The organism is Streptomyces umbrinus (genome assembly GCF_030817415.1).
Taxonomy (GTDB): domain Bacteria; phylum Actinomycetota; class Actinomycetes; order Streptomycetales; family Streptomycetaceae; genus Streptomyces; species Streptomyces umbrinus_A.
Window position 1 is genome coordinate 9647501 of sequence record NZ_JAUSZI010000002.1, and the last position, 23917, is coordinate 9671417.

The window sequence follows — 23917 nt, forward strand, 5'->3', positions numbered from 1 at the left end:
GCTCATGGGTGGAACGTTGATTATTCGGCACTCTCAGTCATCTCGGGCTGCAAGTACTGTCCTTCGGGGCGTGGAAAGCTGATCACGGGTGGCGAGGGTGCCGGGCACGCTGTTGGGTGTCTGAGGGTACGGACCATCGTGTCTGGATCTTCAGTGCCGGCCCCAGTGAACTCGCCCGTAAAGGGGTGGGGTGACGGGTGGTTGGTCGTTGTTTGAGAACTGCACAGTGGACGCGAGCATCTGTGGCCAAGTTTTTAAGGGCGCACGGTGGATGCCTTGGTACCAGGAACCGATGAAGGACGTGGGAGGCCACGATAGTCCCCGGGGAGCCGTCAACCAGGCTTTGATCCGGGGGTTTCCGAATGGGGAAACCCGGCAGTCGTCATGGGCTGTCACCCACATCTGAACACATAGGGTGTGTGGAGGGAACGCGGGGAAGTGAAACATCTCAGTACCCGCAGGAAGAGAAAACAACCGTGATTCCGGGAGTAGTGGCGAGCGAAACCGGATGAGGCCAAACCGTATACGTGTGAGACCCGGCAGGGGTTGCGTGTACGGGGTTGTGGGATCTCTCTTTCACAGTCTGCCGGCTGTGAGACGAGTCAGAAACCGTTGGTGTAGGCGAAGGACATGCGAAAGGTCCGGCGTAGAGGGTAAGACCCCCGTAGTCGAAACATCAACGGCTCGTTTGAGAGACACCCAAGTAGCACGGGGCCCGAGAAATCCCGTGTGAATCTGGCGGGACCACCCGCTAAGCCTAAATATTCCCTGGTGACCGATAGCGGATAGTACCGTGAGGGAATGGTGAAAAGTACCGCGGGAGCGGAGTGAAATAGTACCTGAAACCGTGTGCCTACAAGCCGTGGGAGCGTCGCTGTATGTGCTTGCACATACAGTCGTGACTGCGTGCCTTTTGAAGAATGAGCCTGCGAGTTTGCGGTGTGTTGCGAGGTTAACCCGTGTGGGGAAGCCGTAGCGAAAGCGAGTCCGAACAGGGCGGTTTAGTAGCGCGCTCAAGACCCGAAGCGGAGTGATCTAGCCATGGGCAGGTTGAAGCGGCTGTAAGAGGTCGTGGAGGACCGAACCCACCAGGGTTGAAAACCTGGGGGATGACCTGTGGTTAGGGGTGAAAGGCCAATCAAACTCCGTGATAGCTGGTTCTCCCCGAAATGCATTTAGGTGCAGCGTCGTGTGTTTCTTGCCGGAGGTAGAGCACTGGATAGGCGATGGGCCCTACCGGGTTACTGACCTTAGCCAAACTCCGAATGCCGGTAAGTGAGAGCACGGCAGTGAGACTGTGGGGGATAAGCTCCATGGTCGAGAGGGAAACAGCCCAGAGCATCGACTAAGGCCCCTAAGCGTACGCTAAGTGGGAAAGGATGTGGAGTCGCAGAGACAACCAGGAGGTTGGCTTAGAAGCAGCCACCCTTGAAAGAGTGCGTAATAGCTCACTGGTCTAGTGATTCCGCGCCGACAATGTAGCGGGGCTCAAGCGTACCGCCGAAGTCGTGTCATTTCAGCATATAGGGCCAACGCCCGCTGGGATGGGTAGGGGAGCGTCGTGTGCCGGGTGAAGCCGCAGCGGAAGCTAGTGGTGGACGGTTCACGAGTGAGAATGCAGGCATGAGTAGCGATACACACGTGAGAAACGTGTGCGCCGATTGACTAAGGGTTCCTGGGTCAAGCTGATCTGCCCAGGGTAAGTCGGGACCTAAGGCGAGGCCGACAGGCGTAGTCGATGGATAACCGGTTGATATTCCGGTACCCGCTGTGAAGCGTCAAACATTGAACCAGGCGATGCTAAGTCCGTGAAGCCGCCCTGGAGCCTTCGGGCAAAGGGGAGTGGTGGAGCCGACGGACCAGACCTGTAGTAGGTGAGTGATGGGGTGACGCAGGAAGGTAGTCCAGCCCGGGCGGTGGTTGTCCCGGGGTAAGGGTGTAGCCCGTGTGATAGGTAAATCCGTCGCACATTAAGGGTGAGACCTGATGCCGAGCCGATTGTGGTGAAGTGGATGATCCTATGCTGTCGAGAAAAGCCTCTAGCGAGTTTCATGGCGGCCCGTACCCTAAACCGACTCAGGTGGTCAGGTAGAGAATACCGAGGCGTTCGGGTGAACTATGGTTAAGGAACTCGGCAAAATGCCCCCGTAACTTCGGGAGAAGGGGGGCCATCACTGGTGATCGGATTTACTCCGTGAGCTGGGGGTGGCCGCAGAGACCAGCGAGAAGCGACTGTTTACTAAAAACACAGGTCCGTGCGAAGCCGTAAGGCGATGTATACGGACTGACGCCTGCCCGGTGCTGGAACGTTAAGGGGACCGGTTAGTGCACTTTCGGGTGTGCGAAGCTGAGAACTTAAGCGCCAGTAAACGGCGGTGGTAACTATAACCATCCTAAGGTAGCGAAATTCCTTGTCGGGTAAGTTCCGACCTGCACGAATGGCGTAACGACTTCTCGACTGTCTCAACCATAGGCCCGGTGAAATTGCACTACGAGTAAAGATGCTCGTTTCGCGCAGCAGGACGGAAAGACCCCGGGACCTTTACTACAGTTTGATATTGGTGTTCGGTTCGGCTTGTGTAGGATAGCTGGGAGACTGTGAAGCGGGCACGCCAGTGTCTGTGGAGTCGTCGTTGAAATACCAGTCTGGTCGTGCTGGATGTCTAACCTGGGTCCGTGATCCGGATCAGGGACAGTGTCTGATGGGTAGTTTAACTGGGGCGGTTGCCTCCTAAAGAGTAACGGAGGCGCCCAAAGGTTCCCTCAGCCTGGTTGGCAATCAGGTGTTGAGTGTAAGTGCACAAGGGAGCTTGACTGTGAGACCGACGGGTCGAGCAGGGACGAAAGTCGGGACTAGTGATCCGGCGGTGGCTTGTGGAAGCGCCGTCGCTCAACGGATAAAAGGTACCCCGGGGATAACAGGCTGATCTTCCCCAAGAGTCCATATCGACGGGATGGTTTGGCACCTCGATGTCGGCTCGTCGCATCCTGGGGCTGGAGTCGGTCCCAAGGGTTGGGCTGTTCGCCCATTAAAGCGGTACGCGAGCTGGGTTTAGAACGTCGTGAGACAGTTCGGTCCCTATCCGCTGTGCGCGTAGGAATATTGAGAAGGGCTGTCCCTAGTACGAGAGGACCGGGACGGACGAACCTCTGGTGTGCCAGTTGTCCTGCCAAGGGCATGGCTGGTTGGCTACGTTCGGGAGGGATAACCGCTGAAAGCATCTAAGCGGGAAGCCTGCTTCGAGATGAGTATTCCCACCAACTAGATTGGTTAAGGCTCCCAGTAGACGACTGGGTTGATAGGCCGGATGTGGAAGCCCCGTAAGGGGTGAAGCTGACTGGTACTAATAGGCCGAGGGCTTGTCCTCAGTTGCTCGCGTCCACTGTGTTGGTTCTGAAACCACGAACAACCGTCGTAGCCAAGGCCACGGCTCCGGTTGACAGTTTCATAGTGTTTCGGTGGTCATAGCGTGAGGGAAACGCCCGGTTACATTCCGAACCCGGAAGCTAAGCCTTACAGCGCCGATGGTACTGCAGGGGGGACCCTGTGGGAGAGTAGGACACCGCCGAACTCCTTTTAGAGCTCCGGTTCTTGGACGTTCAGTCCAAGAACCGGAGCTTTTTTGTTTTCCGGGATGCCGGCCGGACCCCCTCCGCGCTGCGCGCAGATGCCTGAGGGTAAGGTCAGGGGGCATCGTTGGCACGTTCCCACAGGAGGCCCCCGGGTGGAGGTCCAGGAGACCCGCGTCCAGACAGACCGGGTCCTCACCATCCCGAACATCCTCAGCATGGCCCGCCTCGCAGGCGTGCCGCTGTTCCTGTGGCTGATCCTCAGGCCGGAGTTCGGCGGTCCCCAGAGTGACGGCTGGGCACTCCTGGTGCTCATGCTCAGTGGCATCAGTGACTATTTGGACGGCAAGCTGGCCCGTCGCTGGAACCAGATCAGCAGCCTCGGCCGGCTGCTGGACCCCGCGGCCGACCGGCTCTACATTCTGTCGACTTTGGTCGGGCTCACCTGGCGCGAGATTCTGCCGCTCTGGCTGACAAGTGTCCTGCTGGCGCGTGAGCTGCTTCTCCTGGTGATGGTGGGCATCCTCAGGCGTCACGGCTATCCGCCACCGCAGGTGAACTTCCTTGGGAAGGCTGCTACGTTCAACCTGATGTACGCCTTCCCGTTGCTGCTGCTCAGTGACGGAAGTGGATGGCTTGCGTCACTCGCTGCTATTTTCGGATGGGCGTTCGCAGGATGGGGTACAACGCTCTACTGGTGGGCAGGGATCCTCTACGTGGTTCAGGTCCGCCGCCTTGTCCGCGCGGACACCATGGCCGATTGAGCTCGCCGAATGGGCGGCCGTTAGTGGCCTCTGATGGCCCGCAAGCAGAATGTGCGGGACAATCTGACGGGTGAAGTCGGCTAGACCGTCGTCTCTTCAAGGAGGACGCTTCCGACATGAAGGCCGTCGTGATGGCCGGAGGTGAAGGCACACGCCTTCGCCCCATGACCTCAAGCATGCCCAAGCCGCTCCTGCCCGTGGCCAATCGCCCGATCATGGAGCATGTGCTACGGCTGCTCAAGCGGCATGGGCTCAACGAGACCGTCGTTACTGTCCAGTTCCTGGCCTCTCTCGTCAAGAACTACTTCGGTGACGGTGAAGAGCTCGGTATGGAGCTCACCTATGCCAATGAGGAGAAGCCACTCGGTACTGCCGGCAGTGTCAAGAACGCCGAGGAAGCGCTGAAGGACGACACCTTCCTCGTGATCTCCGGTGACGCTCTGACCGACTTCGATCTCACTGATCTGATCAATTTCCACAAGGAAAAGGGCGCGCTGGTCACCGTCTGTCTGACCCGTGTCCCGAATCCGCTGGAATTCGGTATCACCATCGTGGACGAGGAAGGCAAGGTCGAGCGCTTTCTCGAGAAGCCCACCTGGGGCCAGGTCTTCTCGGACACCGTGAACACCGGTATCTACGTCATGGAGCCAGAGGTATTCGACTACGTCGAGGCCGATGTCTCCGTCGACTGGTCCGGCGATGTCTTCCCTCAGCTCATGAAGGAGGGCAAGCCGATCTACGGCTATATCGCCGAGGGCTACTGGGAGGACGTGGGCACGCACGAGAGCTATGTCAAGGCGCAGGCCGATGTCCTGGAGGGCAAGGTCGACGTCGAGCTCGACGGCTTCGAGATCTCGCCCGGGGTCTGGGTCGCGGAAGGCGCCGAAGTACATCCCGACGCCGTACTGCGAGGACCGCTCTACATCGGGGACTACGCCAAGGTCGAGGCGGACGTCGAAATCCGCGAGCACACCGTGGTGGGCTCCAATGTCGTCGTGAAGGCAGGGGCGTTTCTGCACAAGGCCGTGCTGCACGACAACGTGTACATCGGCCAGCACAGCAATCTGCGCGGTTGTGTCATCGGAAAGAACACCGACATCATGCGGGCCGCCCGCATCGAGGACGGCGCCGTCATCGGGGACGAGTGCCTGGTCGGTGAAGAATCGATCGTTCAGGGCAATGTGCGGGTCTATCCGTTCAAGACCATCGAGGCCGGCGCCTTCGTCAATACGTCGGTCATCTGGGAGTCCCGGGGCCAGGCCCATCTCTTCGGAGCCCGTGGCGTCTCCGGGATCCTGAACGTCGAGATCACACCGGAGCTGGCCGTACGTCTGGCGGGTGCGTATGCGACGACGCTCAAGAAGGGCTCGACCGTCACGACCGCCCGTGACCACTCGCGAGGCGCTCGTGCGCTCAAGCGGGCGGTCATCTCTGCGCTGCAGACCAGCGCCATCGACGTACGGGACCTGGAGAACGTACCGCTGCCGGTGGCCCGGCAGCAGACCGCTCGGGGCAGTGCCGGCGGGATCATGATCCGGACGACGCCCGGGGTTCCCGACTCCGTCGACATCATGTTCTTCGACGGGCGTGGGGCGGATCTCTCGCAGGGGAGCCAGCGGAAGCTGGACCGGGTGTTCGCGCGGCAGGAGTACCGGCGTGCGTTCCCGGGCGAGATCGGGGACCTGCACTTCCCGGCCAGCGTCTTCGACTCGTACACCGGCTCTCTGCTGCGGAACGTGGACACCACCGGGATCGCCGAGTCCGGGCTGAAAGTGGTCGTGGATGCGTCGAACGGCAGTGCCGGACTGGTTCTGCCCAGCCTCCTGGGCAAGCTCGGGGTCGACTCCCTGACCATCAATCCCGGTCTCGACGAGTCGCGGCCCACTGAGACCGCGGACGCTCGCAGGTCGGGGATGGTGCGGCTCGGTGAGATCGTGGCGTCCGCGCGTGCCGCGTTCGGGGTGCGGTTCGACCCGGTGGGCGAGCGGCTGTCGCTCGTCGACGAGAAGGGCCGGATCATCGAGGACGACCGGGCGTTGCTCGTCATGCTCGACCTGGTGGCCGCCGAACGGCGCAGCGGGCGGGTCGCGTTGCCCGTGACCACCACGAGGATCGCCGAGCAGGTGGCGGCGTACCACGGGACCCAGGTCGACTGGACGACGACATCGCCGGACGACCTGACGCGCGTCGGGCGCGAGGAGTCGACGATCTTCGGAGGCGACGGGCGCGGTGGCTTCATCGTGCCGGAGTTCAGCAGTGTCTTCGACGGCACCGCGGCCTTCGTACGGCTCATCGGTCTGGTGGCGCGGACGCAGCTCACTCTCAGCCAGATCGACGCGCGGATTCCGCGGGCGCACGTCCTCAAGCGTGATCTGGCGACTCCCTGGGCGGTCAAGGGACTTGTGATGCGGCGCGTCGTCGAGGCGGCCGGTGACCGGTTCGTGGACACGACCGACGGCGTACGGGTGGTGGAGACCGACGGGCGCTGGGTGATGGTTCTTCCGGACCGGGCGGAGGCGGTCACGCATCTGTGGGCCGAAGGGCCCGACGACGCGTCCGCGCAGGCACTGCTCGACGAGTGGTCGTCGGTGGTGGACAGCGCCGGTCGCTGAGCCGCACGCGCGCGTGCCGGACGTGCTCCAAAGGGGCACGTCCGGCACGACGGTGGGGCCGTTCGGAGGTACTGCCCGCGACGTGCGACGATGTGCGGCATGCCGCAGCAGCCCCCCGTTCGGAGCACTCCTACGCACCCCCCGCGCCCGGACGCATCCATGTCGCTGCTCACCAACGTCATGGACCACAGCCTCGACGACGGGTACGCGGAGGCGGCTGCCCGGAAGAAGGCCGACGGGACCGGCGCCCTGCCGAAGACGTTGCGGGCGAAGCTCGGACTCGCGGCCGGTCTGGTGCTCGCGGCCCTCGTGGTGACCGTGGGGGCCGCGCAGGCGCGGATAGCTGCTCCGGTCGTCGCCAAGGAGCGCGAGGAGCTCATCGACCGCATCGACCGCGAGACGTCTGTGGCCGACAAGCTCGAGGGCAGTATCGACAAGCTCCGCGACGACGTGAGCGCGCGGCAGCGCGAGGCGCTCAAGAAGCACGGCGGGGATCAGGGCGAGTTGGTGGGCATCCTGGCCGGCGCGGTCGAAGTGCACGGCCCCGGTGTGAAGCTCGTTGTGGACGACGCCAAGGAAGCCGAGCAGGGCGGCGACGGAGACGCACGCGAGACGTCGGGCTTCTCCGACACCGGTCGGGTGCGCGACCGCGACATGCAGCGCGTGGTCAACGGGCTGTGGGAGTCGGGCGCCGAGGCCATCTCGATCAACGGGCAGCGGCTGACGGCACTGTCCGCGATCCGGGCCGCGGGTGACGCGATACTGGTCGACAACAAGCCCCTGGTGCCGCCCTACACGGTGTTGGCAGTGGGGGACGGCGAGCGGCTGAGCACCGAGTTCCAGAACAGCGGCGACGGACAGTATCTGGACGCCCTGCGGAAGAACTTCCATATCCGGACGGGCATTTCAGTCGAGGACGACGTCCGGCTGCCCGCCGCACCGAGTGTGATCGTACGAACAGCACAACCGAGCACAGAGAAAGGCACATCGTGATCGCCGTACTGGGCCTCGTCGTGGGAGTCGTGGCTGGATTGTTGGTCCGGCCCGAGGTTCCGGCGGTGGTCGAGCCCTATCTTCCGATCGCCGTCGTTGCGGCGCTCGACGCCGTGTTCGGAGGTCTGCGGGCGATGCTCGACGGCATCTTCGACGACAAGGTCTTCGTGGTGTCGTTCCTGTCCAACGTTGTCGTGGCCGCGCTGATCGTCTTCCTCGGTGACAAGTTGGGTGTGGGCGCCCAGCTGTCCACGGGTGTCGTGGTCGTCCTCGGCATCCGGATCTTCTCCAACGCCGCGGCGATCCGCCGTCACGTGTTCCGGGCGTGAGGCCGATGAGCAGCCAGGACGAGACCCCAGAGACCTCAGCGACCTCAGAGTCCCCTGAGCCCTCCAAGGGCCCGGAAGCCACGGAGACCTCCGGGAACCGCCTGCGCAAGGAACTTCCCGAAGAAGTGCGGGCGCAGGAGGACACGGATCCGTCGGATGCCGAGGCGGAACCTCGCAAGCCGGTTCTGACCGGCCGGCAGCGGCTGGTGAAGGGTCTTTGGCCGCCGCGTGTGTCGCGTGCGCAGTTCATCGTCGCCCTCCTGCTGTTCGGCCTCGGCTTCGGCCTCGCCGTCCAGGTGGCGTCCAACAGCGACAGCGACGGCGCCCTCCGCGGCGCGCGTCAGGAGGATCTCGTACGCATCCTCGATGAACTGGACGACCGTACGCAGCGTCTGGAAGAGGAGAAGCAGGGGCTGGAGGATCAGCGCACCGAGCTGGAGAACAGTTCGGACCAGGCCGAGGAGGCCCGTAAGCAGACGGTCGAGAAGGAGAAGCAGCTCGGCATCCTGGCGGGCACCGTGGCGGCGCAGGGCCCCGGCATCACGCTGACCATCGAGGACGAGAAGGGGACGGTCGAGGCCGACATGCTGCTCGACGCGATCCAGGAGCTGCGTGCCGCCGGAGCGGAGGCGATCCAGGTCAACGGTGTGAGGGTCGTCGCGGGCACCTATCTGACGGATGTGAGCGGCGGAGTCGCCGTCGACGGGAACAAGATCAGCGCTCCCTATCGTTTCAAGGTCATCGGCAAGCCTCAGGACCTCGAACCGGCGCTCAACATCCCGGGCGGAGTGGTGCAGACTTTGGAGAAGGAGCAGGCCACTGTCACGGTGGAACGATCGGACAAGATCATCGTGGACGCCTTGCGACCGGCGAAGCGGCCTGACTACGCTCGGTCGTCCTCCCAGTGAACCGGGGGCGCTTGGGGGCAGCTCCTCGAGGGCATGAGGTTGCGGGGGGTCGACGCACCGAATGGGTGGTGCGTGGTGGAAACTGTCTGGTGGATACGGACGTTGTGAGGATGTCCGGCTCGACCGGTGTGTGCAATCAGGGTTCGTCCTGCCCCACGGGCGGGTCTGTTTCGGTCAAGGGGAATCGCCCGTGAAGTTGTTTGCGAAGTTGTTCGGCAAGAGCGCGCGAGAGGGCAAGGACAACGCCACTGCCCGCCATCGTGCACCGCGCCCCGCAGAGGGCGAGGATCAGGGGGACCGCCCTCTGTTCCGCGATCAGGTCGGTGGTCCTGGTGGCGACATTTCCGGTGGTCAGGGCGCGCCGTCTGTTGACCCTGCCCAGTCGGGACGCATAGGTTTCGGCTCCGACCCGTATGCGTCCAACGCCCCCACGGGGCAGCCGCGGCAGGAGGATCCGTCGATGTCGGCCCTGGTGTGTACGAGGTGCGGTAACCGCAACGCGGAGGCGAGCCGCTTCTGCTCCAACTGCGGTGCTCCGTTGCGGGCCGGGGCGACCCCCGAGCGTCCGTCGGAGACCACCTCGACGATCTCCATCTCGGGCCTCGAGGCCTACGACGCCGAGGTCACCGGCCAGACGCAGATGCCGATGCTCTCGCCCGAGGCACAGGCCGCCGTGGACGCTCTGCCGCTCGGCTCGGCGCTGCTGGTGGTGCGTCGCGGACCCAATTCGGGCAGCCGCTTCCTGCTGGACGGCGAGCTGACCACCGCCGGCCGTCATCCGCAGAGCGACATCTTCCTGGACGACGTGACCGTGTCGCGCCGCCATGTGGAGTTCCGTCGTGTTTCCGACGGCTCGTTCACGGTGGCCGACGTCGGCAGCCTCAACGGCACGTACGTCAACCGGGAGCGGATCGACTCGGTCCCGCTGGCGAACGGCGACGAGGTGCAGATCGGCAAGTACCGGCTGGTCTTCTACGCGAGCCAGCGGGGTATCTGACCCGCCCCCGGACCCGGTCCGGGGGGACCCTCAGGAAGGTCCATGCTTCGAACACCGAGCGGCGGTGTCGGCCACGGCACCGCCGCCATGGACAACGGACTGATGAGCATCGGCACGGTGCTCAATGTGCTGCGCGACGAGTTCCCCGAAGTCACCATCTCCAAGATCCGTTTCCTGGAGTCGGAGGGGCTCATCGAGCCGCAGCGGACCCCGTCGGGGTATCGCAAGTTCAGCCCGGGAGACGTCGAGCGCCTCGGACACGTCCTGAGGATGCAGCGGGACCACTATCTGCCCCTGAAGGTGATCCGCGAGCACCTGGACGCCGTGGAGCGCGGTGAGGCGGTGCCGTTGCCGTCCGTGGGGCGTCAGCGCGACGGTGAGGTGCTCTGCGAGTCCGAGGGGCCGACAGTGGCCCGGATCGGGCGGGCCGAGCTGCTGGCCGCCGTGGAGATCGGCGAGCAGGAGCTCGAGGAGTGGGAGTCGTACGGGCTCATCACACCGCTGCCCGAGGGGGTCTACGACGCCGAGGCGGTGACCGTGGCCGGTCTCGTCGTGGAACTGGGGCGGTTCGGGATCGAGCCGCGCCATCTGCGTGCCGTGAAGGCCGCCGCCGACCGTGAGGCGGGCCTTGTCGACCAGGTCGTGGCCCCACTGCGGCGGCACCGCAATCCGCAGACCAGGGCGCACGCGGAGGCGCAGACCAAGGAACTGGCGGGGCTCGCGGTGAAGCTGCACGCCGCGCTGGTGCAGTCCGCGCTCGGGGTGCGGCTGCCCTGACCCGGTGGGTCGCATGGAACGCGGGATCGGGCGCCCAATCCGTGCCCGACTACCCAAAGATGCCGGGCACGGCCTAGGGTTGCTGTGTGAACGAGCTCGACGTCGTAGGTGTCCGGGTCGAAATGCCCTCCAACCAACCGATCGTGCTCCTGCGTGAAGTGGGAGGCGACCGTTACCTCCCCATCTGGATCGGGCCGGGGGAGGCGACGGCGATCGCCTTCGCACAGCAGGGCATGGCCCCCGCGCGACCGCTGACCCACGACCTGTTCAAGGACGTGCTGGAGGCCGTCGGCCAGGAGCTCACCGAGGTGCGCATCACGGACCTGCGGGAGGGCGTCTTCTATGCGGAGCTGGTGTTCGCCAGCGGGGTCGAGGTCAGCGCCCGGCCGTCCGACGCCATAGCGCTGGCGCTGCGCACCGGGACGCCGATCTACGGCAGCGACGGGGTGCTGGACGACGCCGGTATCGCGATCCCGGACGAGCAGGAGGACGAGGTGGAGAAGTTCCGCGAGTTCCTCGACCAGATCTCGCCCGAGGACTTCGGGACCAACAGCCAGTGACCTTCCGGTCCGGGCTCCAGTGACCCTCCGGGACCGCCTGACAACGGGCCGTGCGGCGGTTGTCCCGAGAGCATTCGGCTAGCCTTTCCCCGCGGTGGGACACGGGAAACCACTCCTAGGGTGATTATCACTCGGCGTGCCGAGTGTGGCGGTCGTTGACGCACCCCCGGTGGCTGCCTACCGTCGAGAAGGCAGGTCAAGGACGGAGGTCGGCGTGAGAAGCAGCGGCGACGGTACGGCTGGGGGTGCCCCCGGACCCGGTCTGGGGGAGAGCAGCCCGTACCCGCTTCACAGCAGCGCGGCCGATCACGTACAGCGGCCGACAGCGGTGCCCGAGGACGGCGGGGTGGCGTCCGAGGAGGTCGGTTATCGGGGGCCCACGGCCTGCGCGGCCGCGGGCATCACCTACCGGCAGCTGGACTACTGGGCCAGAACCGGGCTGGTCGAGCCGAGCGTGCGGGCCGCCTACGGGTCGGGGACGCAGCGGCTCTACAGCTTCCGGGACGTCGTCGTCCTGAAGATCGTCAAGCGGTTCCTCGACACCGGTGTCTCGCTGCAGAACATCCGCACCACCGTCCAGCACCTGCGTGAGCGCGGGTTCCGGGACCTGGAGCGGATGACGCTGATGAGCGACGGCGCCACGGTCTACGAGTGCTCCTCGCCCGACGAGGTCCACGCGCTCCTGCAGGGCGGACAGGGCATCTTCGGGATCGCGGTGGGCGTGGTGTGGCGGGATGTCGAGAGCGCCCTCTCACAGCTGCACGGGGAGCGGGTCGACACGGGCGAGACGCTTGTCCGGCCCAATCCGGCGGATGAGCTGGCGCGGCGGCGTAATCGCGCGGTCTGAGTCGGCGGGCGCGGGCTGAGCCTTCCGGCCCGGGACCTGTCCGGGCCGGAAGGCTCTGCCGCCCGTCGCTTGCTGCACGTCGCCTGGCGCCCCGCGTTCGGCGCGCGCGTGGGGTCTCGGCTTTGTGGCGGTCCACAGGTCGTGCCGGGGCATTGTCAGTGGCGTAGGGCAGCATCGGACATGTGAGAACCGCGCCCACGATCCTGCATCTCGACATGGATGCCTTCTACGCCTCGGCGGAGCAGGCGGCCAAGCCGAGCCTGCGCGGCAAAGCGGTCATCGTGGGCGGGCTCGGGCCGCGGGGCGTGGTGGCGACCTGCTCGTACGAGGCACGGGTTTTCGGGGTGCATTCGGCCATGCCCATGGCACAGGCCCGCCGGCTGGCGCCGAACGCCGCGTATCTCGTACCGCGCTTCGGGCTCTATCGAGACATCAGCGAGCAGGTGATGGGCCTGCTGCGGGATCTGTCGCCCCTGGTGGAGCCTCTGAGCCTGGACGAGGCGTTCGTGGACCTGGAGGCCGGGCAGACGGCCTGGGACGCCGAGTCGGCACAGCTGACCGGGGTGAAACTGCGCGGGGACATCAGGGCCGTCACCGGGCTGACCGGGTCCGTGGGGCTCGCAGCCTCCAAGATGCTCGCGAAGATCGCCTCCGAGCAGGCCAAGCCCGACGGGCTGGTGCTGATAGAGCCGGGCACCGAGCGGGAGCTGCTCGCCCCCATGTCCGTGCGGACGCTGCCGGGCGTGGGGCCCGCCACGGGGGACCATCTGCGGCGGGCCGGGATCACCACGGTCGGGGAGATCGCCGAGGCGGGCGAGGACGAGCTCGTACGGCTCCTGGGGAAGGCCCACGGGGTCGCGCTGTACGCCATGGCGCTCGCGCACGACGTGCGGCCCGTGGTGGCCGAGCGGGACACCAAGTCGGTGTCCGTCGAGGACACGTACGACGTGGACATCCACGACCGGGTGCGGGTGCGGATGGAGGTCCAGCGGCTTGCCGACCGGTGTGTGGGGCGGTTGCGGGGCGCGCATCTGTCGGGGCGGACCATCGTGCTGAAGGTACGGCGGTACGACTTCTCGACGCTGACCCGGTCCGAGACGCTCAGGGGGCCCACGGACGACCCCGCCGTGGTGCGGGAGGCCGCGGCGCGGTTGCTGGAGTCCGTGGACACCACGGGCGGCGTACGGCTTCTGGGGGTGGGGGTCTCGGGGCTCGCCGACTACACGCAGGAGGATCTCTTCGCGCAGGCTCGGACGGCTGCCGCTGCCGCTGCTGCTGCCGCAGAGGAGCCGGAGCATGCGGAGAAGGAGGAGGCCGAGGAGGTTGTGGAGGAGCCGGTGGCTCCTGCGGAGCGGCGGTGGCATGCGGGGCACGATGTGCGGCATGCGGAGTTCGGGCATGGGTGGGTGCAGGGGAGTGGGCTGGGGCGGGTGACTGTGCGGTTCGAGACGCCGGATTCCTTGCCTGGGCGGGTGCGGACGTTTCGGAGTGATGATCCTTTGTTGGAGGTTGCGGAGCCGTTGCCGTTGGTGGGGCGGGGGGCCGGCGATTCGGGGGTGGGTGAGGCGGTTGTAGGGGGGTGAGCTGGGTGGGTTTGTGGGTGCGGGTGCGTTGTGGCTTGTCGCGCAGTTCCCCGCGCCCCCAAGGGGGCCCTACTGGGGCTCGTCCTTGCCTGCCAGGTGGCCGAAGTCGTGGTCCGGGAAGGGGGGTGGGGGGGCTACGTCCAGGCCGTAGTGGTGGTAGAGCTGGAGTTCCTGTTCGGGGGAGAGGTGGCGGCCCACTCCGAAGTCGGGGGCGTCCTTGATCAGGGCGCGTTCGAAGGGGACGCGCAGGGCCCCGTCGGCCAGCTCGCTGGGCTCCAGGGGGACGAAGGCGTCTCTGCTGAACAGGCCGGTGCGTATGGCCGCCCACTCCGGTACGCCGGTCGCGTCGTCGAGGTAGACCTCGTCGACCGTGCCGATTTTTGTGCCGTTGCGGTCGAACGCCTTGCGGCCTATCAGGTTGCGCGGATCGATGTCGGTCTGCACGGGCCCTCCAGCTGCTCGCAACTCATCCGTAAGCACTACGAAAGAGCACTTTGAGGAGGGCGGCCACTCGAGGGAACCCCGCTGGTACGCTGGGCAACGGCTGCTGACCCCGTGCGGGAGAGTCCTCCAGGCTTCATCGGAGGCGCCGAAGGAGCAAATCCTCCCCGGAATCTCTCAGGCCCACGTACCGCATGGACGAGGTCACTCTGGAAAGCAGAGCGGTGTTCGAGCTTTTTGACGGGCTCCGCTCTCACCGACGGTGAAAACCGGTGCGCCTTCGCGGGCGGCCCGGTGAAGCTCTCAGGTTGAGATGACAGAGGGGGAGGCCGTCCGGGCACCCATGCAGTGGTGCCCTCGAAGGTCGTCAGACCAGGAGGCCTCCGCAATGACCGCCCATCGTATTCCGCTCTCAGAGCTCGAACAGGGAATCCCCTTCGAGCAGCGCCACATCGGGCCCGACACCGAAGCCCGGGCCAAGATGCTCGCGCACGTGGGGTACGGCTCGCTCGACGAGCTGACGGCCACCGCGGTCCCGGATGTGATCAAGAACGCCGACTCGCTGGAACTGCCGGGCGCCCGCACCGAGGCCGAGGTACTGGCCGAGCTGCGTTCCCTCGCGGACCGCAACCAGGTGCTGGATTCCATGATCGGACTCGGGTACTACGGGACGTTCACGCCGCCTGTCATTCTGCGCAATGTCATGGAAAGCCCTGCTTGGTACACCGCGTATACGCCGTACCAGCCTGAGATCTCGCAGGGGCGGCTGGAAGCGCTGCTGAACTTCCAGACCGTGGTCGCAGAGCTGACCGGTCTGCCGACCTCCGGGGCCTCGCTGCTCGACGAGGGCACGGCGGCCGCCGAGGCCATGGCACTGTCGCGGCGCATGGGCAAGAACAAGAAGGGCCTGTTCCTGGTCGACGCGGACACCATGCCGCAGACCATCGCCGTGATCGAGACCCGCGCCGAGCCGACCGGCGTCGAGGTCGTCGTCGCCGACCTGAGCGACGGCATTCCGGCCGAGTTCGCCGAGCGCGAGATCAACGGCGTGCTCCTCCAGTACCCGGGCGCCTCCGGTGCCGTACGGGACCTCAAGCCCGTCGTCGAGCGGGCGCACGAGCTGGGCGCGGTCGTCACCGTCGCCGCCGATCTGCTCGCCCTGACGCTGCTCACCTCGCCCGGTGAGCTCGGCGCCGACATCGCGGTCGGTACGACCCAGCGCTTCGGTGTGCCGATGGGCTTCGGCGGGCCGCACGCCGGATACATGGCCGTCCGCGAGAAGTTCGCGCGCAGCCTGCCCGGCCGCCTCGTCGGCGTCTCGGTCGACGCGGACGGCAACAAGGCGTACCGGCTCGCCCTGCAGACGCGTGAGCAGCACATCCGCCGCGAGAAGGCGACCAGCAACATCTGTACGGCTCAGGTGCTGCTCGCCGTGATGGCCGGGATGTACGCCGTCTACCACGGGCCCCAGGGCCTGCAGTCCATCGCGCGGCGCACCCACCGGTACGCCACGATCCTCGCCGCGGGTCTGAAGGCCGGCGGGGTCGAGGTCGTCCACGAGGCGTACTTCGACACGCTCACCGTGCGGGTGCCGGGCAAGGCGGCCGAGACGCTCGCGGCCGCGCGCCGGGGCGGGGTCAACCTCCGGCTCGTCGACGCCGACCACCTGTCCCTCGCCTGCGACGAGACCACCACGCGGGCCCAACTGGGCGCTGTCTGGGCCGCGTTCGGTGTCGACGGCGACGTGGCCGTGCTGGACGAGGCGACGGAGGACACGCTGCCGGCCGCGCAGCTGCGCACCGACGAGTACCTCACGCACCCCGTCTTCCACCAGTACCGTTCCGAGACCGCGATGCTGCGCTACCTGCGCCGGCTCGCCGACCGTGACTACGCGCTCGACCGGGGCATGATCCCGCTGGGCTCCTGCACGATGAAGCTCAACGCGACGACCGAGATGGAGCCGGTGACCTGGCCCGAGTTCGGACAGCTGCACCCCTTCGCGCCCGCCGAGCAGGCACAGGGCTATCTCACGCTCATCCGTGAGCTGGAGGAGCGGCTCGCCGAGGTCACGGGCTACGACAAGGTGTCGCTGCAGCCCAACGCCGGTTCGCAGGGCGAGCTGGCAGGTCTGCTGGCCGTACGCGGCTACCACCGGGCCAATGGCGACGAGCAGCGCACCGTCTGCCTCATCCCCTCGTCCGCGCACGGGACGAACGCCGCGAGTGCGGTGATGGCCGGGATGAAGGTCGTCGTCGTGAAGACCGCCGACGACGGCGAGATCGATGTCGAGGACCTGCGGGCCAAGATCGAGCAGCACCGTGACGAGCTGTCGGTGCTGATGATCACGTACCCCTCGACGCACGGGGTGTTCGAGGAGCACGTCGCCGACATCTGTGCCCAGGTGCACGAGGCGGGCGGCCAGGTGTACGTCGACGGCGCCAACCTCAACGCACTGGTGGGGCTTGCCAAGCCGGGGCACTTCGGTGGCGACGTCTCGCACCTCAACCTGCACAAGACGTTCTGCATCCCGCACGGCGGCGGCGGTCCTGGCGTGGGTCCGGTCGGGGTGCGCTCGCACCTGGCGCCGTATCTGCCGAACCACCCGCTGCAGCCCGCCGCGGGCCCGGAGACGGGCGTGGGCCCGATCTCGGCCGCTCCCTGGGGCTCCGCGGGCATCCTGCCCATCTCGTGGGCGTACGTCCGTCTCATGGGCGGTGAGGGGCTCAAGCGGGCCACGCAGGTCGCCGTGCTCAGTGCCAACTACATCGCCAAGCGTCTTGAGCCGCACTACCCGGTGCTCTACACCGGTCCCGGCGGGCTCGTGGCGCACGAGTGCATCATCGATCTGCGGCCGCTGACCAAGGCGACCGGTGTGAGCGTCGACGACGTCGCCAAGCGGCTGATCGACTACGGGTTCCACGCGCCGACGATGTCGTTCCCGGTGGCCGGCACGCTGATGATCGAGCCCACGGAGAGCGAGGACCTGACCGAGATCGACCGGTTCTGCGACGCGATGATCGCCATCCGTGCGGAGATCGAGAAGGTCGGATCGGGCGAGTGGGCGGCGGACGACAACCCGCTGCGGAACGCCCCGCACACGGCGGCCGCGCTCGGCGACGCCTGGGAGCACGCCTACAGCCGTGAGGAAGCCGTCTTCCCGGCCGGTGTCTCGGCCGCGGACAAGTACTGGCCGCCGGTGCGCCGGATCGACCAGGCCTACGGCGACCGGAACCTGGTCTGCTCCTGCCCGCCGCTGGACGCCTACGAAGAGTAGTCACCGACAGACATGCGTCGGGGCCGGTTCCGGGATTGCTTCCCGGGCCGGCCCCTCGTGTGTCCGGACGGCCTGCCCCGCCGCCCTTGGTGCACCGCGCCGCTCAGGCGGCGGTCATCACGTCCATGGCCACAGGTCGATGTGGAGCGATGATCCGGCCGTCCGGCAGAAGCTCACCGGTGTCCTCGAAGAGGAGAACGCCGTTGCACAGCAGGCTCCATCCCTGTTCCGGGTGGTGCGCCACGAGAAGCGCGGCCTCCCGGTCGGCGGAGTCGGCTGTCGGGCACGGTGGCTGGTGCTGGCACATTGATGGGATCTTTCGCTTTGGTGTGAGGTCGGTGATCGGTGTCGTGTCTGTTCCGCGGCTCGAACTGATGCTCATTGCCGCCCCCCGTTTGTCAGATGGTCCGGAACCCAGTGTTGCCCTACGGGCGTCAATCCGCAGGGATTTGGCGTCAGCGCTCCTCACAGGTTGATGACGCATCACCCGTGCGGACGGTTCATTCCAACTGGGCTGCCTCTTCGGGTGGTTCGTAGTGGTCGGATGGGGCTAGTCCGGACGGGCCGGGGGTGCGCTGTGTCCACCGGACGTCACTCCACGCGACACAGTTTCCACGCGGTCACAGAGCGGAGTGGAGAGGTGTGCCCGTGCACAGCAGTGTGCCCCGCGGCCGGGGTGGGGCCGCGGGGCACGGAAGCCGGGGTGCGCTCAGGCGGGTGAGCCGAGCAGTGGGGCGGGCGTCGGCGTCGGCGTGAGCCGATGGGTCAGGACGGGCAGCAGCTCGGCCACGCGGTGCGGTCGGTGCGCGGCGATGCCGGGCGGGGCGGGAGCCAGCGGCACCAGAAGGTCGGTGGCAGCGGGATGGCCCTCGGCGCCGTCGGCCGCGCAGTCTCCGTGCAGCCAGAGTGTGAGCATGTAGAGCTCGGGTACGGACAACAGACGGGCCTGGTACGACCCGGTCATCGTCTCGGCCTGGCGCAGGGCGCGCTCGGTGGCGGTGACGTACGGGCCCTCGAAGAAGTGCGAGAACGCCCAGCCGTCGGGGGTCAGCCTCGTTTCCGCGGCCGCCACGGCACGTTCGCCGCAGCGGATCAGGAAGCGCCACCCGGCCAGGCGGGTGGCGGAGGTGCCCGCCGGGGTGATCCGGTCGAGTACGTGGACGGGCAGAGGGAGATCGGGTGTGGCGGGTCCCTGGGCATTGCGCAGGGCCGGGGTGCGTGCTTCACGGACCGCGGTGGGGGAACCGAGGGCGGTGAGGACGGTGCGCAACGCGGGCGCGGGAGCCGGGGGCACATGCAGCGGCATGGTGGGTCGCCTCTCATTCGACAGGCATGGTGGCGCGAGGGCGGGGGCGGACGGCGCTGTCAGCTCTCGGGTCAGAGGAGCGTGGGCCCAAGGTCCTGTCGTCAAAGTGACGTCGTTCGCCCGAAGGGTCGGCCGCGTGGCGGGCGGCACTTTGACGGCAGGACCTACCATGGCGAACGCCAACTCTCTGCCTCGTTCGCGGAGTTTATACGACACGTGTTCTGACGGTGTTTCGTCTAGCCGTTCCGCGCATTAAGGGCAAGAGACAATTCGGTCGGCGTGACGTGCGTTTGGTCCTGGTTCTCCAGGGGTACCCGTCGATGACCTCGGAATATGCCATCGGGGTGGACGGCCGGTTCCTGTCGGCGTTTTTCACGACAGGGCCGATCGTCGAAAACCCGCACTGCCCCATGCCTGGTGAATGTGCCTGTGGGCAACCGCGTTCAGAGTAGCGCCCGGGGGGTTCGTCCAGGGCGTTATCGATCACATTGCCTGGGCATCATCCCACGTGACCCGGGACATCAGCGGCCGGTTCGTCGGGCTGCCCAGTCGAGGAGGGACACTTCGATGGGGGAGAAGGTCGTGGCGGGACCGATCGGCCTGTCCGATCGGCAGCGCTACCGCGAAAAGCTCCAGCAGTGTCTGGCGGGGCTGGCGCGGTTGCTGGCGGAGAAGCGGTTCGACCGCCCAAAGAATCTCATGGGCCTGGAGATCGAGCTGAATCTCGCCGGTCCTGACGGCATGCCGAGAATGATGAATGCGCAAGTACTTGAGCGCATCGCGAGCCGGGATTTCCAAACAGAACTCGCCATGTTCAATCTGGAAGTAAACATTGCTCCCCATCGGCTCGGCGGCCGTGTATTCGACCGGCTCGCCGAGGAGTTGCGCACGTCACTCGCATATGCCCACCGGAAGGCGAACGAGGTCGACGCCGGAATCGTGATGATCGGTATTCTGCCGACGATCGCCCGCGACGACCTGGTCTCCGCGAACCTTTCCGACGTGGACCGCTACACGCTGCTCAACGACCAGATCGTGGCCGCCCGCGGCGAGGACTTCAGGCTGGACATCGAGGGTGTGGAGCGGCTCAGCTGCACCTCGGCGTCCATCGCGCCCGAAGCCGCCTGCACCTCCGTTCAGTTGCACCTCCAGGTCACGCCCGGACGCTTCGCCGACGTGTGGAACGCGGCGCAGGCGGTGGCCGCCGTCCAGGTCGCGGTGGGCGCCAACTCGCCCTTCCTGTTCGGCCGTGAGCTGTGGCGCGAGTCGCGGCCTCCGCTGTTCCTGCAGTCCACCGACACCCGTCCGCCCGAGCTCCAGGCGCAGGGGGTCCGTCCGCGGACCTGGTTCGGGGAGCGGTGGATCTCGTCGGCGTACGACCTGTTCGAGGAGAACCTGCGTTTCTTCCCTCCTCTGTTGCCCATCTGCGACGAGGAGGATCCGCAGGCCGTCCTCGACAAGGGCGGCACGCCCCGGCTCGCCGAACTCGTGCTCCACAACGGCACCATCTACCGCTGGAACCGCCCGGTGTACGGCATCGACGACGGTGTCCCGCATCTGCGCGTGGAGAACCGTGTGCTGCCCGCGGGCCCCACGGTCACCGACGTCATCGCCAACGCGGCCTTCTACTACGGGCTCGTACGGGCCCTCGCGGGCGAGGCGCGGCCGGTGTGGACACGGCTGCCCTTCGAGGCCGCGGCGGCCAACTTCGACCACGCCTGCCGGTACGGCATCGACGCGCGGCTGGAGTGGCCGCGACGCGGCAGGTACGGCGGGACCACGCGGATGCCCGCGACCCGGCTGGTGCTGGACGAACTGCTGCCGCTCGCGGCGGCGGGCCTGGACGCGTGGGGCGTCGAGCCGGCCGACCGGGACCTCTACCTCGGCGTCATCGAAGAGCGCTGCAAGCGGGGCGTCAACGGGGCCTCCTGGCAGTCCCGTACGTTCCACAAGGCGCTGGAGGACGGCATGGGGCGGGATGCCGCGCTGGCCGCCACGACGAAACGGTACGCCGAGCTGATGCACCTCGGTGAGCCCGTGCACACCTGGCCGGTCGGGTTACCGGCGCCCGCCGTTTCGCTCGGGTGAGGTCGGCGGGGTGACGTGTGGTGGTGGGGTCAGTGGGGTGACGCGTGGTGGCGAGGTCGGTGGGTGATCACTTCTGGTCGCCGGCCCGTACGACGGCTTTCAGGATCACCGAGTGGATCTGGGACGGGTCGGTGACCAGGTGGGCCGAGCCCCCGGTCGCCTCGGCGATCTCGTCGAGCTCCTTCTTGTCGGCCTCCGGCCCCACCGCGATCGCGATCAGCGGTACCGGGCGGTCCGGATCGGTCAGCTGCCGGAGTTGGGCGACGAGGGCGGAGCGCGAGATGCTCCCCGGGTCATCGTTCACGCCGTCGGTGAGCAGTACCAGCCCGTTGAACTTGCCCTTCGTGTAGGAGGCCGTGGCCTCCTTGTAGGCCGCCAGTGTCGTGTCGTACAGGCCTGTGGCGCCGTCCTTGACCGGCTTCAGGCTGTCGAAGGCCGCCGACAGAAGGTCCCGCTGGGTACTGCCGGCCGCGCGGCCGGCCAGCCGCTCGGTCGGGACGAGTACGCGGTAGTCGCGCTCGCCGTCGACCTTCCTGGAGAACGTCCAGAGCCCGACCTCGTCCTGAGGGGTGAAGGTGGCCAGAGCCTGTGACAGCGCCGACTTGGTCACCTCCATACGGGACTCGCTGGTGCCCGGCACCGGCTTCGACATGGACGCGGAGATGTCGACGACCGTGGTGAGCCGGGCGCTCTGCACGGTGATCGTCCACATGCCGAGGGCTTCCTCGATCTCCTTGTCCGTGGCGGGTGTGTCCGGCAGTTCCCTGTACGGCTGCGGGGCGCGGCCGCCGGCGCGGGTCACCAGCTTGTCCGGGATGTCGTCGTCATCCGTACGGAAGCCGTGCTTCTCCAGGATCCGGCGCCCGTCGGGCTCGCCGAGGAGGGTCATGAACCGCAGCGCGGCCCGGCTCTCGTCGGTGGTCAGCGCCGGCTCGTCGACCAGCGCGAACGGGAAGTCGAGCAGGGGCGAGCCGTCCTTCGGGTAGAAGAGGTCGAGGTCGTCGCCGCTGTCCGCGGTCGTGTTGTACGCGAACGCCGCCTGCTCGGAGAGGATCAGCGCCTGGTTGCGCTTCGGGTTGCCCTGCTCGGTGCCCGAGAGGTCGCGCGGCAGGGTGTCCAGGACCTGGCTGTCGCTGTCGGAGGCGCGCAGCGAGAGGGCCTTCGCGGTGGCCGCCGCCAGGATGTCGCCGTCCTTGGCCTTGCCGACCGCGTGTGTCAGCCGGGTCAGGGCGAGCAGGCCGGTGGCGCTGCGCGACGGGTCGCCCGCCCCGAGCCTCAGCCGCTCGCTCGTCGTCGTCGCGTCGGCCAGCTCGGTCCAGCTGTACGTCTTGACGGGCCACCCGAGCGACTTCGCGGCCGTCGGGATCATGGCCACGCCCACCGGTGACGAGGCGACGTTGCCCGCCGGCGTCACCGGAACCGACTTGCCGTCCGCCATGATCCGGCTCACCCACACACCCGAGTCCGGCACCCATGCCTCGAACTCGGTGGCGCTCTTCTCATTCGACCGCAGGGCGTCCGTGACCTTGTACGCGTCCTGGGCGGTCACCTGCACGTCGAGGCAACTGCCGTCGGACGTCACGTCGTTGTCCCGGGCGTAGCCTGCCGCGTCCTTGAGCGCGGGCGCGATGCCGGGAGCGGCGGCGATCCGCAGGCGCACGGCACTGTCCCAGCAGGACGAGCCGAAGGAGAGTACGCCGCCGTCGACCGCGGCGGCCGTGCCCCCGGCGGCAGCGACCAGGAGGGCCGTCGTCAGCGCCACATTGCGGCGCCGAGCGCGCCGCCGGGGGCCGGTGGCGCCCCTCCGGAACCCGTCGGGCAAGCTGTGACGTCCCATGGCGGTCGTGCCTTCCCTGGTCGAGCTGGATTCGTTGAAGCCGTGAAATGGCCGAATGCTATGGCATAGGGGGAGGGGTGCCCGCAGGGCGTCCGTCCCCCCGACGGCTTGTCGCGCACGATCTTCGCAACTTCTTTCGAGACCCTAGCGGGGCGAAGATGGGGATGAGGCGGGATTGCTCAACTGGAGGCAGGAGTGCACGTGGAGGCTGGGTCGGTGGCTGATTCTTTTCCCGAGGACCGGCCCTCGCGGCGGATTCTCCGCGACGAGACACTGCTTGTACTGGGCGTCTCGCTCGGGGCCAGCGGGGTCTCCGCGCTGATCAGCTTCGTCGGTTCGGTCACCAAACCGGGAGGTCTCAAGGACCAGGCGGCCACGCTCAACGCCTCGGCCGCCCCGGGCCGTCCCTGGCTCGATCTGGCGTGGCAGCTGTTCGGGATCGCCTCCGCGCTGGTGCCGGTCGCCCTCGTCGCGCACTTCCTGCTGCGTGAGGGGAAGGGGCTGCGCACGCTCGGCTTCGACCGCACCCGTCCGTGGCCGGACCTCGCCCGGGGTGCCGCGATCGCCGCGGTGATCGGCAGCTCGGGCATCGCGTTCTATCTGGCTGCCCGCGGACTCGGCTTCAACCTCACCGTGGTGCCCGAGGCGCTGCCCGAGGTGTGGTGGAAGTACCCGGTGCTGATCCTCTCCGCGATCCAGAACTCGGTCCTGGAGGAGGTCATCGTCGTCGGGTATCTGCTGCGCCGCCTCGACCAGTTGGGCTGGACCCCGGTCGGCGCACTGGTGGCCAGCTCGGTGCTGCGCGGCTCGTACCACCTCTATCAGGGCATCGGCGGGTTCATCGGCAACATGGTGATGGGCGTGGTCTTCGTCTACCTGTACCGCCGCTGGGGCCGCGTCGGACCGCTGGTGGTCGCCCACTCGCTGCTCGACATCGGGGCGTTCGTCGGGTACGCGCTGCTGGCGGGGAAAGTGGGCTGGCTGCCCACCGCGTGAACAGCGGGAAGCCTGAACAGCGCGAAGGGGGCGTA

General features: G+C 66.9%; 16 protein-coding genes, 2 rRNA genes, 1 pseudogene and 1 riboswitch. Of the genes and pseudogenes, 15 read left to right on the forward strand and 4 right to left on the reverse strand.

All coding sequences use genetic code 11. The features are described from left to right. Positions 1-244 precede the first annotated feature (244 nt). The 12 genes and pseudogenes from QF035_RS42605 to QF035_RS42660 all read left to right on the forward strand — a co-directional run bounded on the left by QF035_RS42605 (position 245) and on the right by QF035_RS42660 (position 14091). A 23S ribosomal RNA gene (locus QF035_RS42605) occupies positions 245-3368 on the forward strand. Positions 3369-3455: 87 nt separating this feature from the next. Further along, a 5S ribosomal RNA gene (gene rrf / locus QF035_RS42610) occupies positions 3456-3572 on the forward strand. A 153-nt stretch (positions 3573-3725) separates the two neighbouring features. Beyond that, positions 3726-4334 carry a CDP-alcohol phosphatidyltransferase family protein gene (locus QF035_RS42615; RefSeq protein ID WP_200399624.1) on the forward strand — a complete coding sequence of 203 codons (609 nt, stop codon included), beginning with the start codon at positions 3726-3728 and terminating at the stop codon, positions 4332-4334. Between the two features lie 116 nt (positions 4335-4450). Further along, on the forward strand, positions 4451-6946 hold the full coding sequence (locus tag QF035_RS42620) for a mannose-1-phosphate guanyltransferase (RefSeq protein WP_143644369.1): 2496 nt from the start codon (positions 4451-4453) through the stop codon (positions 6944-6946). Between the two features lie 90 nt (positions 6947-7036). Then, the gene (locus QF035_RS42625; protein WP_307526821.1) at positions 7037-7939 is read left to right on the forward strand and encodes a DUF881 domain-containing protein; all 903 of its coding nucleotides are present in this window, start codon (positions 7037-7039) and stop codon (positions 7937-7939) included. Continuing rightward, positions 7936-8268: a small basic family protein gene (locus QF035_RS42630; protein WP_003988855.1), complete on the forward strand. Its 333-nt coding sequence runs from the start codon at positions 7936-7938 to the stop codon at positions 8266-8268. The genes QF035_RS42625 and QF035_RS42630 overlap by 4 nt, the downstream gene beginning before the upstream one ends. Positions 8269-8273: 5 nt before the next feature. After that, entirely contained in the window at positions 8274-9176 is a 903-nt protein-coding gene (locus QF035_RS42635) for a DUF881 domain-containing protein (protein ID WP_307526823.1), read from the forward strand. A 61-nt stretch (positions 9177-9237) separates the two neighbouring features. Further along, positions 9238-10173: an FHA domain-containing protein gene (locus tag QF035_RS42640; RefSeq protein ID WP_307526825.1), complete on the forward strand. Its 936-nt coding sequence runs from the start codon at positions 9238-9240 to the stop codon at positions 10171-10173. 42 nt (positions 10174-10215) lie between these two features. Then, positions 10216-10950, forward strand: coding sequence for a transcriptional regulator FtsR (gene ftsR, locus QF035_RS42645; protein WP_269653495.1), 735 nt, complete (start codon positions 10216-10218; stop codon positions 10948-10950). 86 nt (positions 10951-11036) lie between these two features. Continuing rightward, positions 11037-11510, forward strand: coding sequence for a bifunctional nuclease family protein (locus tag QF035_RS42650; RefSeq protein ID WP_006123076.1), 474 nt, complete (start codon positions 11037-11039; stop codon positions 11508-11510). Positions 11511-11724: 214 nt separating this feature from the next. Next, complete coding sequence (locus QF035_RS42655) at positions 11725-12357, forward strand: MerR family transcriptional regulator (RefSeq protein WP_200399629.1); 633 nt, start codon at positions 11725-11727, stop codon at positions 12355-12357. Positions 12358-12539: 182 nt separating this feature from the next. Next, positions 12540-14091, forward strand: a pseudogene (locus QF035_RS42660) (DNA polymerase IV). Here QF035_RS42660 and QF035_RS42665 read toward each other — a convergent pair. Continuing rightward, positions 14010-14384 (reverse strand): PRC-barrel domain-containing protein, encoded by a 375-nt coding sequence (locus QF035_RS42665; RefSeq protein ID WP_307526829.1) that lies wholly within the window; start codon positions 14382-14384, stop codon positions 14010-14012. The pseudogene QF035_RS42660 and the gene QF035_RS42665 sit on opposite strands and share 82 nt — an antisense overlap. A gap of 104 nt (positions 14385-14488) precedes the next feature. After that, a riboswitch (glycine riboswitch) is annotated at positions 14489-14584 on the forward strand. A 185-nt stretch (positions 14585-14769) separates the two neighbouring features. Here QF035_RS42665 and gcvP point away from each other — a divergent pair. Next, positions 14770-17655, forward strand: coding sequence for an aminomethyl-transferring glycine dehydrogenase (gene gcvP / locus QF035_RS42670; protein WP_307526831.1), 2886 nt, complete (start codon positions 14770-14772; stop codon positions 17653-17655). 103 nt (positions 17656-17758) lie between these two features. On the opposite strand, the gene QF035_RS42675 is transcribed toward gcvP, so the two are convergent. Both QF035_RS42675 and QF035_RS42680 read right to left on the reverse strand, forming a co-directional pair. Further along, on the reverse strand, positions 17759-17962 hold the full coding sequence (locus QF035_RS42675) for a DUF5999 family protein (RefSeq protein WP_200399633.1): 204 nt from the start codon (positions 17960-17962) through the stop codon (positions 17759-17761). A gap of 402 nt (positions 17963-18364) precedes the next feature. Continuing rightward, a complete protein-coding gene (locus QF035_RS42680) occupies positions 18365-18961 on the reverse strand; it encodes a hypothetical protein (RefSeq protein ID WP_307526834.1) in 597 nt (198 codons plus the stop codon). 567 nt (positions 18962-19528) lie between these two features. On the opposite strand from QF035_RS42680, the gene QF035_RS42685 reads away from it, so the two are divergent. Then, complete coding sequence (locus QF035_RS42685; protein ID WP_307526836.1) at positions 19529-21049, forward strand: glutamate--cysteine ligase; 1521 nt, start codon at positions 19529-19531, stop codon at positions 21047-21049. Between the two features lie 67 nt (positions 21050-21116). Here the strand turns inward: QF035_RS42685 and QF035_RS42690 are convergent, their stop codons facing one another. Continuing rightward, positions 21117-22886: a substrate-binding and VWA domain-containing protein gene (locus tag QF035_RS42690; RefSeq protein ID WP_307526838.1), complete on the reverse strand. Its 1770-nt coding sequence runs from the start codon at positions 22884-22886 to the stop codon at positions 21117-21119. Positions 22887-23081: 195 nt separating this feature from the next. On the opposite strand from QF035_RS42690, the gene QF035_RS42695 reads away from it, so the two are divergent. After that, positions 23082-23882: a CPBP family intramembrane glutamic endopeptidase gene (locus tag QF035_RS42695; RefSeq protein ID WP_200399636.1), complete on the forward strand. Its 801-nt coding sequence runs from the start codon at positions 23082-23084 to the stop codon at positions 23880-23882. Positions 23883-23917 lie beyond the last annotated feature (35 nt).